This is a genomic window from Flavicella sp. (assembly GCF_037132785.1).
Classification (GTDB): domain Bacteria; phylum Bacteroidota; class Bacteroidia; order Flavobacteriales; family Flavobacteriaceae; genus Flavicella.
The window spans coordinates 1-10,676 of record NZ_JBAHZZ010000179.1; the positions used below are offsets into that span (position 1 = coordinate 1).

8 protein-coding genes and 2 pseudogenes are annotated in these 10,676 nt (G+C 31.5%); 7 read left to right on the forward strand and 3 right to left on the reverse strand.

Features of this window, described 5'->3' with window-relative positions; translation table 11 throughout:
• Positions 1-166 (forward strand): annotated as a pseudogene (locus V5787_RS11240) (IS1595 family transposase); the annotation flags it as partial.
• A gap of 336 nt (positions 167-502) precedes the next feature.
• Here V5787_RS11240 and V5787_RS11245 read toward each other — a convergent pair.
• Both V5787_RS11245 and V5787_RS11250 read right to left on the reverse strand, forming a co-directional pair.
• Positions 503-2,062: a sulfatase gene (locus tag V5787_RS11245; RefSeq protein ID WP_336893308.1), complete on the reverse strand. Its 1,560-nt coding sequence runs from the start codon at positions 2,060-2,062 to the stop codon at positions 503-505.
• 289 nt (positions 2,063-2,351) lie between these two features.
• A pseudogene (locus tag V5787_RS11250) lies at positions 2,352-2,495 on the reverse strand (IS1595 family transposase); the annotation flags it as partial.
• A gap of 446 nt (positions 2,496-2,941) precedes the next feature.
• On the opposite strand from V5787_RS11250, the gene V5787_RS11255 reads away from it, so the two are divergent.
• From V5787_RS11255 to V5787_RS11280, 6 genes are all read left to right on the forward strand, one after another.
• Positions 2,942-4,042, forward strand: coding sequence for a Re/Si-specific NAD(P)(+) transhydrogenase subunit alpha (locus tag V5787_RS11255; RefSeq protein ID WP_336893309.1), 1,101 nt, complete (start codon positions 2,942-2,944; stop codon positions 4,040-4,042).
• 4 nt (positions 4,043-4,046) lie between these two features.
• The gene (locus tag V5787_RS11260) at positions 4,047-4,355 is read left to right on the forward strand and encodes an NAD(P) transhydrogenase subunit alpha (RefSeq protein WP_336893310.1); all 309 of its coding nucleotides are present in this window, start codon (positions 4,047-4,049) and stop codon (positions 4,353-4,355) included.
• Between the two features lie 55 nt (positions 4,356-4,410).
• On the forward strand, positions 4,411-5,805 hold the full coding sequence (locus tag V5787_RS11265; protein WP_336893311.1) for an NAD(P)(+) transhydrogenase (Re/Si-specific) subunit beta: 1,395 nt from the start codon (positions 4,411-4,413) through the stop codon (positions 5,803-5,805).
• Positions 5,806-5,909: 104 nt separating this feature from the next.
• Positions 5,910-7,577, forward strand: coding sequence for a histidine--tRNA ligase (hisS, locus tag V5787_RS11270; RefSeq protein ID WP_336893312.1), 1,668 nt, complete (start codon positions 5,910-5,912; stop codon positions 7,575-7,577).
• A 22-nt stretch (positions 7,578-7,599) separates the two neighbouring features.
• Positions 7,600-8,286, forward strand: a complete 687-nt coding sequence (folE, locus tag V5787_RS11275; protein WP_336893313.1) for a GTP cyclohydrolase I FolE — start codon at positions 7,600-7,602, stop codon at positions 8,284-8,286.
• Between the two features lie 373 nt (positions 8,287-8,659).
• A complete protein-coding gene (locus V5787_RS11280; protein WP_336893314.1) occupies positions 8,660-9,778 on the forward strand; it encodes a DEAD/DEAH box helicase in 1,119 nt (372 codons plus the stop codon).
• A 60-nt stretch (positions 9,779-9,838) separates the two neighbouring features.
• Here the strand turns inward: V5787_RS11280 and V5787_RS11285 are convergent, their stop codons facing one another.
• Positions 9,839-10,135, reverse strand: coding sequence for an EF-hand domain-containing protein (locus V5787_RS11285; protein WP_336893315.1), 297 nt, complete (start codon positions 10,133-10,135; stop codon positions 9,839-9,841).
• Between the last annotated feature and the right edge of the window lie 541 nt (positions 10,136-10,676).

Sequence of the window (10,676 nt, forward strand, 5' to 3'; positions counted from 1 at the left end):
ACCAACTCATGTAAGTAAATGGCATATACAAGCATATTTTGATGAATTTTGTTTTAGAATTAATAGGTCACAATACAAAGAATCCATTTTTTATAAAACAATTCTTAGAATGGTACTACAAAAACCTAAATATCAAAAAAAGATAAAACAGACACTAGGCGTATAACTCAGTCACATTTATTTTAAACACCTTTTGAATCACTATATTATATCCTTTGGAAGAACTATTACCTTGTTTCTTACTCTATTGTGTTTAATACCAGGAGGCTTACCTGGTATCTAAAAAAGCAGGAATCATTGAAATTGATATCAATTTTATATTTACACAAACGACATAATGTTTCCTTATTGTCGACGCATTTAGTTTGTTGAACCAAATATCCTACGTGTAGTATTAAGTCCAAAAGCTAACCGTATAATAAAACAAATATGTTTGTCTATTCAGGACAGGTATGTGATTCAATTTTACGTAATGTCAGATAAGAACGGTGTTCCATTTTTACTAGTTCCAATAGTTGTGAAAAATCTTTTTCATTTCGGGGTATTGTTCATCTGTATCTTCAACCTCCTTACGTAATTCAATTAAATCGTTTTTCATATTCTTGATTACATCAATATATGACGAGTCATTATATGCATTTCGGTTTTCATTTGGATCTTTTTCCAAGTCATAAAATTCCCATTTCGGAGTTGAAGATTCTTTTGAAGAACCAGTCATATCTAAAGAATGACCATAAAACAATGCTAACTTATATCTTTTATTTCGTATTCCAAAATGACTTGGTCTACTTGCGTCATTTGTCCAGTAACGATAATAAGCGGAGGTTCTCCAATCACTTGGAGTTTCTCCTTTTAAATTATTTCTAAAACTTTTTCCCTGCATTGAATCTGGAATTTCAACACCAGCATAATCGGCCATTAAAGCTGCGAAATCGATGTTTAAAATAATGTCGTCGAGTCGTTTTCCTGCACCAATTTCCTTAGGATATCGAATTACGAATGGCATACGAAGGGATTCTTCGTAAATCAATCGTTTATCAAAAAAACCATGTTCCCCTAAAAAGTACCCTTGATCTGCAGTATAGATTACTATGGTGTTTTCTACTAAATTATTTTTTTCCAAATAATCTAATATTTTTCCGATGTTATCGTCAATTGCGGCTCCAGAGCGCATAAAATCTTTAACTAATTTTTGATATACCGCTTTTCTTGCAGTCACGCTATCCATTTCGTTCGTGTAAAATGGAAGCCCAGGGTATTTACACCACCAATTATCTGGATCGTCGGATGCTTTTCTATACCGAACCGCTAAGTTTTCTAATTTTTGACCTTCAAAACTTCTTCCTGTTGTTTCAGGAGAAAAATCTAAAAGAGATTCTGGCTCAGGAATTTCTACGTCCTTATACAAATCCTTAAATCTTTCGGGATAATCAAAAGGTTCATGTGTAGCTTTAAAATGAGTCATCAACAAAAAGGGTTTGTCTTTACTAATTGTATCTAACCATTTTAAAGATAAATCTGTAATTACATCGGTTGAAAATCCTTTATGAACGTCCCATTCTTCGGAAGGTTTGTTAAAGTTCTCCTCAGTTCTTAAGATTGGATCCCAATAACGACCCTGATCATGTAAAATATTATAATAGTCGAAACCTGAAGGTTCTTTTTTTAGATGCCATTTACCAATAATAGCTGTTTGATAACCGCTATTTTGCAATACTTTGGCAATATTTAATTGTTCGGATTGTAGCGCATCAGGTAAGTTATATACTCCATTTTTATGACTATACTGTCCTGTTAAAATAGTTGCTCGGCTAGGAACGCATATAGAATTGGTGCAAAATGCATTGTTCAAAACCATTCCCTCGTCGGCAAGACGCGAAATATTAGGTGTGTGTACATATTCTTTTAAGGCGCCACCGTAAATTCCCCAAGCCTGTGATGTATGATCATCACTCAGTATAAAGAGAATATTTGGTTTTGTATTTGTTTTCGAAGAATCTGTCTTTTTACATGATAGTAATGACAAAAAAAAGTATAATACGACAAAAATTTTGAAATTCATTTTATTGATTTGTTTAAATTTGAATACAACAAGTAAAACTAAATGATTAATCTTAAAAGATCAGTTTTTTTAGATGAACAGCATATTTTAGCGACTCAACGATTAAAATAATACAGGATATAACTTTCATGATAGGCAGTATTTTCTATTCAAGAATTATAGTCGTAAGTTCATGAATATTTTATAAAAAATAATAACGGCTATTAAGCTACGTGCTTAGATTCTGTGATTTTGATATCTTGGATCACTTCCTGTCTATTAATGTTTTATGTAAAATACGGGTTTTAAATTAAGATTTGTTAATTCTAGAACAAAACTCATCAAAATATACTTGTATATGCCATTTAGTTATATGAGAAGTTATTGTTTTTAGCCATACCTTAATTCGCATAATAATGATGTTTTTTTGTTTAAAGTTCTTTCCGTTATTGTTTTAGCAGGTGTACTTAGTTGATCATCAATTATTGGAGTGCATGAAATGGCTAGACTTCGTGCGATCTAAATTTATTTAGGACAAGATTGATATAAAAATAAAACTTTTATACTCAGTAAGATTTTTTGGTTTTTCGCAATCGATGTAGTTAATGTGAATCGATTGTTACGGTGTTTCTGAATTATTAATATTGTTAAATATAATTCTGTAGATTAAGTGTTATTAATGGTTATTTTGAGTATTATGTATTTTTTGATTGTTTATTGTTTGTTTTTCGTAAAAACACATCCTCTATTTTATTGTGTTTTCATTTTGCATAACTTTGAACATGTTAAAATAACTATGTTTTACCCAGGTTTTTATTGAGTATTCAGTTTGAAAATTATTTGGGAGGTTATTAAAAAGTAAAACGAATAAAACTAGTAATTAATTAAACCTCAGAAAACATGAAAATAGGCATATTGAAAGAAACACAAAAAGGTGAAAAACGGATTGCAATCTCTCCAAATGTAGCCAAGTTGTTGATTTCTAAAGGATTTGAATTGTTGATAGAAGAAGATGCCGGCAAAAACTCATCTTACAAAAATTCAGATTATTGTGACATACAAGTTGCTGTAGAGAAAAGAGGAGTTGTTTTTAAAGAAGCTGATGTACTTGTTAAAATAAATCCTTTCGATGATGAAGATTTAAAAATGGTTCATAAAGGACAAGTTTTAGTGAGTCAACTATACTATAAGTCAAGTCCAGAATTAATTGAAGCAATTGCCGCAAAAGGAGCAACAGCTTTTTCGCTAGATGCAATTCCTAGAATTTCAAGAGCACAAGACATGGATGTTTTAAGTTCCCAAAGTAATTTAGCGGGCTATAAAGCTGTTATATTAGGAGCTAATGAAATGACAAAAATATTCCCTTTGATGATGACTGCTGCTGGTACCATCACGCCTTCTAAAGTTTTGATTTATGGTGTTGGAGTCGCTGGTTTACAGGCGATTGCTACAGCAAAGCGCTTGGGAGCTGTAGTAGAAGCTACGGATATTAGAACTGAGACTAAAGAACAGGCAGAGTCTCTAGGAGCAAAATTTATTTCTGTAGAAAACAAAGGAGAAGAGTCAGAAGGAGGTTATGCAAAGGAAGCTTCAGAAGATTATGCGTATAGGCAAAAAGAAGCAGTAAATAAGTCATTATTTCAAGCAGATTTGGTGATTACCACGGCCAATATTCCAGGTAGAAAAGCTCCAGTATTAATTACAGAAGAGCAGGTTTCTCAGATGAAAAATGGAGCAGTGATTATTGATTTGGCTGCTGCTCAAGGAGGGAATTGTGAGGTAAGTATAATGAGTAAAACGATTGTTAAAAATGGCGTAAAAGTTATTGGAACTACGATTGCTCCCGAGAGTGTATCGACGAATGCAAGTGAATTGTTTGCAAAAAATATTTACAATTTTTTGATGCATTTGACTGAAAATAATCAGTTTAAATGGGATCTTGAAGAGGAAATCACAGATGAGACTTTAATAGTTAAAGACGGTACAATTAGAAAAAAATAAAAAGATGAACGAATTGATAGAATTTATAAGTAGCAATCTTCAAATTACCTATATAATAATTTTAGCAACTTTTGTTGGGATTGAGGTAATTAAAAGTATTCCCGCAGTATTACATACACCATTAATGTCTGGTGCTAACGCTTTGAGTGGTGTTGTTATTGTAGGTGCAATTTTGGTAATGTTACACTCAGACCCAACAGATTATGTTGCCTTAGCACTTGGGTTTATAGCAGTAGTGTTAGGTGTTTTAAACGTAGTTGGTGGTTTTGCAGTTACCGATAGGATGTTAGAAATGTTTAAAAAGAAAAAATAATTTACAAACGGCAGGATAAGATTTATAAATTTTAAAGTGCCTAAAAAAATATAAAATGAATATTTTATTAAGTATAATATATCTGATCTCAACGATAACGTTTATCGTAGGCTTAAAAAAATTAGGACACCCTGAAACAGCAAAGAGTGGAAACCTAATTGCTTCTGTAGGAATGGGACTAGCAATAGTAGGAACAATTTTTATAAATGATATAGAAGTTCCTATTATTATTTATGTATTGATTGGAGTTGCAATTACAATCGGATCAATTATGGGTTGGTTAATTGCCATGAAAGTTGAGATGACAAAAATGCCTGAATTGGTTTCTTTGTTCAATGGTTTTGGAGGAGCTAGTGCTGCTTTAATTGGGGTAGTTGAATTTATTGGAAATGATAATATTTCAGGAACAAAAGCAACTATGGTAGCGACAATATTATCTGCAGTTGCCATTGGATCGATTACATTTTCTGGGAGTTTAGTGGCATGGGGGAAATTGAACGGTTCTTTAAAAAGTGTGATAAAAATTCCACAATATAATATAATCAATAATCTATTTGTCATTGCTATTATTTCTTTTTCAGCCTATATAGTAATGTCGGGTTCTGATAGTCAATTGTTTCTATATGGATTATTAGGATTAGGGATAGTGTATGGAGTCTTATTTGTATTACCTATTGGAGGTGCAGATATGCCCGTAGTAATTTCTTTGTTAAATTCATTGACAGGGATTGCTGCTGCGATTACAGGTGTTTTATATGACAATATGGTCATGTTGGTTGGGGGAATTTTGGTTGGGTCTGCCGGTATCATTTTAACCATTTCAATGTGTAAAGCGATGAATAGAACTTTGGGGTCTGTTATTTTTGGATCATTCGGTGCTACGGCGGTTGCAGAAGAAGGGATAAATAAGTCTTTAGGAACCATTAAAAAGACCACCTCTAGTGATGCTGCGATCATGATGAATTATGCAACTAATGTTATCATTGTACCTGGTTATGGTTTAGCCGTTGCACAAGCGCAGCATGTAATTCATGAACTTGAAGAACTTTTAGTATCTAAAGGTGTTAATGTAAAATATGCTATTCATCCAGTAGCAGGTCGTATGCCTGGCCATATGAATGTATTGTTAGCCGAGTCAAATGTTGATTATAGTATTTTATCAGAAATGGACGATATCAATCCTCAGTTTGCAAATGCAGATGTGGTTTTGGTAGTCGGAGCAAATGATGTTGTAAATCCTGCAGCTCATAATGATCCTGCAAGTCCAATTTATGGAATGCCAATTCTGGATGTAGAAAAAGCGAAACATATAGTCGTAAATAAGCGTAGTATGAAAGCAGGATATGCTGGAATTGAAAACGAATTGTTTTATAATTCTAAAACATCCATGTTGTTTGGGGATGCAAAAGAGGCATTAACAGAGTTGGTTGGAGAGTTAAAAGGAATGTAAAAGTTTAAATCTATAATATATGTTTAACGAGCCTGAGTGGATTCGTTACGTTTTTTGATACAACAAGTCTGATTTTTTCGGATATTTGTACCTTATTTTTTATCATGGCACAAAAACCTAGTATTCCAAAAGGAACAAGAGATTTCTCTCCGATTGAAGTTGCGAAAAGAGAATCTATTTTTAGCACAATCAAACAAGTTTTTCAAACGTTCGGGTTTCAACAAATTGAGACTCCTTCTTTTGAAAATTCTTCGACCTTAATGGGTAAGTACGGAGATGAAGGAGATCGATTGATATTTAAAATTTTGAATTCTGGTGATTACCTTAAAGATATCAGGAATCGGTTATTAAATTCTGCAGACTTCTGTAATGGTTTTTATGAAATTTTTGATTCTATTGTATGCTTGCAGGATAAAGAAAACGAGGCGAAATATATTGATTATATATCTAATGTTGTAAATGAATTTAATTATTCCTATGAGAATGATAAAGAATTCATGAAAGAATGTTTTTTAACAAATAGAGAAAAAATTTTAAATTATTATAAAGAACAACCAACTGATGAAGAAAGCTTAACTGAGAGAATTCTTTTTAAAGATAATTTATTTGTTGATTTATTTTTGAAGCATTTAAGTAGTTTAGAAATTTTAGATTCTAAGAAAGTAACAAAATTTATTTCAGAAAAAGCTTTGCGTTATGATTTAACCGTACCCTTTGCACGTTATGTAGTTCAGCACCAAAACGACATAGAATTACCTTTTAAAAGATTTCAAATTCAACCTGTATGGAGGGCAGATCGACCTCAAAAAGGACGTTTTCGTGAATTTTACCAATGTGATGCCGATGTTATAGGAAGTAAATCTTTATGGCAAGAAATAGAGTTCATCCAATTATACGATACGGTATTTAGTAAGTTAGGTCTTATTGGCACGACTATTAAAATCAACAACAGAAAAATATTGTCTGGAATTACTGAAATTATTGGAGCTAAGGATAAATTAATCGATTTTACGGTAGCATTAGATAAATTAGATAAAATTGGAGCAGAAGGAGTAACAAAAGAAATGACTGCAAAAGGAATTTCAGAAGAAGCTATAGAAAAAGTAGCTCCATTGTTTTCTTTTAACGGAACTAGTTCAGAAAAATTAGATCAGCTTGAAGAAATGTTAGTCGGTTCAGAAATAGGTTTACAAGGAATAAAAGACATAAGGTTTATCGTTGACAAGGTTAATGCTTTAGGCTTAAAAACAGCTTCTTTAGATGTTGATGTTACACTAGCTAGAGGCTTGAATTATTATACGGGTGCTATTTTTGAAGTAACAGCCCCTGAAGGAGTAAAAATGGGATCTATCGGAGGTGGAGGTCGTTATGACGATCTGACCGGAATCTTTGGATTGAAAAACATGAGTGGAGTAGGCATTTCATTTGGTTTGGATCGCATTTATTTGGTGCTTGAAGAATTGAATTTGTTAGGGAAGTTTAAGCAGCCAAGACCGAAAGTTGTATTTATTAATTTTGGTGATGAAGAGGCTTTTTACGCTAGCAAAGCGATTCAGAAATTAAGAGAAAAAGGAGTAAAGTCCGAATTGTATCCTGATGCAGCAAAGATGAAAAAACAAATGAACTATGCTAATAAAAGAGGAATTCCTTTTGTTGTATTAGTGGGTTCAAAAGAAATAGAAGCAAATACATATACATTAAAAAATATGCAAAGCGGAGAACAGCAAGAATGTAATTTGGAAGAATTACTAAATTTGGTGATTAATTCGTAAATTTGCAAAATAATAGAGAATAATGTTTGAAGGTAAAAACGGAATGAGTATTGACAATATAGATGAGTTAGGAGAGAACCATATCGGAACTTCTGCACAAACACCTTTGCGTGATAATGCGTTTGAATTATCAGATTCAGAAAAAATTGATATTATTCAAGATAAGGTAAAAGATATCTTGACTACATTGGGTATGGATTTGACAGATGATAGCTTACAAGGTACTCCAAAGAGAGTAGCAAAAGCATTTGTAAATGAATTGTTTTCAGGTTTAAATCCTGCAAACAAACCAGAATTATCAACATTTGAAAATACTTATAAGTATGGTGAGATGTTGGTAGAAAAAAACATAGTTGTTTATTCTACTTGTGAACATCACTTATTGCCAATTATTGGTAGAGCACATGTAGCATATATTTCAAAAGGAAAAGTAATCGGTTTATCTAAAATGAACCGTATTGTTGAGTATTATGCAAAAAGACCTCAAGTACAAGAACGTTTGACTATGCAGGTAGTTCAAGCCTTACAAGAAGCTTTAGGAACTGAAGATGTGGCCTGTATTATTGATGCAAAACACTTATGTGTAAATTCAAGAGGAATAAAAGATATTGAAAGCAGTACTGTTACTGCTGAATATGGAGGTGCTTTTAAAAATATTGAAGTAAAAAGAGAATTATTAGATTATATTAAAATGCAAACAAAAGTATAGTTTGAAAATGAGTATTACTAAAACCGCATAGTTTCGGTTTTTTTTTATTTTAAGTGATTTTTCTTTGTAAAATAGATGTTTTATCTATGTATATCGATTTAACATTTAAAATGATGCATTAAATTCATTTATTTTTCATCATATTTCACCGATAAACAAAACCGTAGCGTGCTATGCTTCAATTTTATTGCTTAATTGAATAAAAAATATTCCAAACTATTATTGCGATATTTAAAAGCCAAATTGGTATTCTTTTTTTTGATTTTAGATAAATTAGATTTTTAAGAAGTATTCTTAGTAAGAAGTTATTCATATCAATAATGGTATTTAAAATTATAAATAAAACTATCTTTGCAGTCTAAAATATAAGATTTTGATAACATTTTCAAATTTAGGAGTTTCTAAGGATTTCCATAAAGCATTAAAGGAGAATAGTATTATTACTCCTACAGATATTCAAGAAAAATCGATTCCCGTTTTATTGAATAAAGAAACAGATTTTATCGGTTTGGCACAAACAGGTACTGGGAAAACAGCAGCATTTGGTTTGCCTATATTACAAAATATAGATCCTAAAAAAAATGAGATTCAAGCGTTGATTCTTTCTCCAACACGTGAGTTGGTTCAGCAAATTAATAAACAATTATTCCGTTTCACTAAATATGTGCCAACGAAAATATTTTCAGAGGAATTGTATGGTGGAGTAAAAATAGATATTCAAATTGAAAATTTAAAACGACCTACTCATTTTATAGTGGCTACTCCAGGAAGATTGGTTGATTTGATTGAGCGTGGAGCATTGGATTTGACTAAAATCAAAACAATTGTTTTGGATGAAGCTGATGAAATGTTGAGTATGGGATTCAAACAAGATTTGAATAGGATTTTAAACTATACAAACGGAACTCGTAACACTTGGTTGTTTTCAGCTACAATGCCAGAAGAAATTCAGAAAATCATTAATACATATATGTCACCTGATGCTTATAGAGTAAGTGTTGATGTTGACACCTTGATTAATAAAAATATTACACATCAATACGCTGTTGTGAATGGAAGAGAGAAATACAATACCTTGGTTTCTTTTCTAGAACAAAACCCTGATGCACGTGGAATTATTTTTTGTAAGACCCGAGTGGGAGTTCAAAACCTGACAGAGTATTTAAAAGAAGATGAGTTTTCTGTTGGTGGTTTAGAAGGAGAAATGGGACAACGAGATCGAGACAAAGTAATGAGAGCTTTTAAAAATGCAAGTAAGCAAATATTGGTTGCTACTGATGTGGCTGCTCGTGGAATTGATGTAAAAGAGTTGGCTTTTGTTATTCATTATCAATTGCCAGAACAATTAGAATATTATACCCATAGAAGTGGTAGAACTGCAAGAGCTGGAAAGAAAGGGATTTCTTTAGCTTTGGTTACCGCTACTGAATTAGGTCGACTTCGTGAGATAGAAAACGATTTAGAAATAAGAGCGAAACAAATTCAAATATAAATAATAATAAAAACCTGTTTTGTTTCAAAACAGGTTTTTATGTTCTAATGACAAAAGGTGTTAATTTCTTTCTTTTTTTTCCTTTCTTTCAGGCTTTGGTGCATTGTTAAACTCCTCTTCTGTAATATATCCATCTTCGTTTGTGTCAATACTAATGAAATTTTCTTTTAGAGGTCCTTCAACTTCTTCTATAGAAAGTTTTAAATCCCCATCCTTATCAAATTTTTCTAGTAATTCTGCAAATGTTAGTTGCTCTTTTCGTTGGTCGTTATCACGTTGAGCACTAACTGTTGTGATTCCTAAAATTGCAAATGAACCTATTATGATTCCTTTTTTTACTGTGTTTAGCTTTCTCATGTTTTTATTTTAATTGTTATTCAAACTTAGAAATTACATTGATGTAAGTAATTTCTTCTTCATTAAGATGATAAATTTACATTTCTTATTTAGGATAATTCGAATTTTGATTGTTAAATATTTATTAAACACGATGTTATACCAAATGAATTTCAGAGTGGTTGATAATAAATTTGAATTATTTTTTCTTTAAATTAAATAAAAAATATAATCATAGCCGTAGGTTACGGTTCTATTTTATATTGAAATATAAAGGAAATAGAAACTAGTTTAATCAATCATTTTGATATTTATTTGGTGTTATGCCGATTAAACATCAATGCACATTGTTAAATAAATTATTTTTAGTAATGCTTTTAAATTTATAATTGTGTGCAACCACAGTTTTAGATTTCTTAAATTAAGACCGTTGCAAGGTACATGACAAAAACAAAGACCCAAACTTAGGGTGTAAGTCATTGTTTGTTAACTTATTAAGATGTATATTCAAGCCATGAAACTACAAATAACACCTACTTTTGCAGATAGCATTTGTGATTTA

What these genes read in the sequence shown, in the direction of transcription:
- V5787_RS11245 (WP_336893308.1), bottom strand. Translation starts at nt 2,062, where the DNA reads ATGAATTTCAAAATTTTTGTCGTATTATACTTTTTTTTGTCATTACTA.
- V5787_RS11255 (WP_336893309.1), top strand. Translation starts at nt 2,942, where the DNA reads ATGAAAATAGGCATATTGAAAGAAACACAAAAAGGTGAAAAACGGATT.
- V5787_RS11260 (WP_336893310.1), top strand. Translation starts at nt 4,047, where the DNA reads ATGAACGAATTGATAGAATTTATAAGTAGCAATCTTCAAATTACCTAT.
- V5787_RS11265 (WP_336893311.1), top strand. Translation starts at nt 4,411, where the DNA reads ATGAATATTTTATTAAGTATAATATATCTGATCTCAACGATAACGTTT.
- hisS (WP_336893312.1), top strand. Translation starts at nt 5,910, where the DNA reads ATGGCACAAAAACCTAGTATTCCAAAAGGAACAAGAGATTTCTCTCCG.
- folE (WP_336893313.1), top strand. Translation starts at nt 7,600, where the DNA reads ATGTTTGAAGGTAAAAACGGAATGAGTATTGACAATATAGATGAGTTA.
- V5787_RS11285 (WP_336893315.1), bottom strand. Translation starts at nt 10,135, where the DNA reads ATGAGAAAGCTAAACACAGTAAAAAAAGGAATCATAATAGGTTCATTT.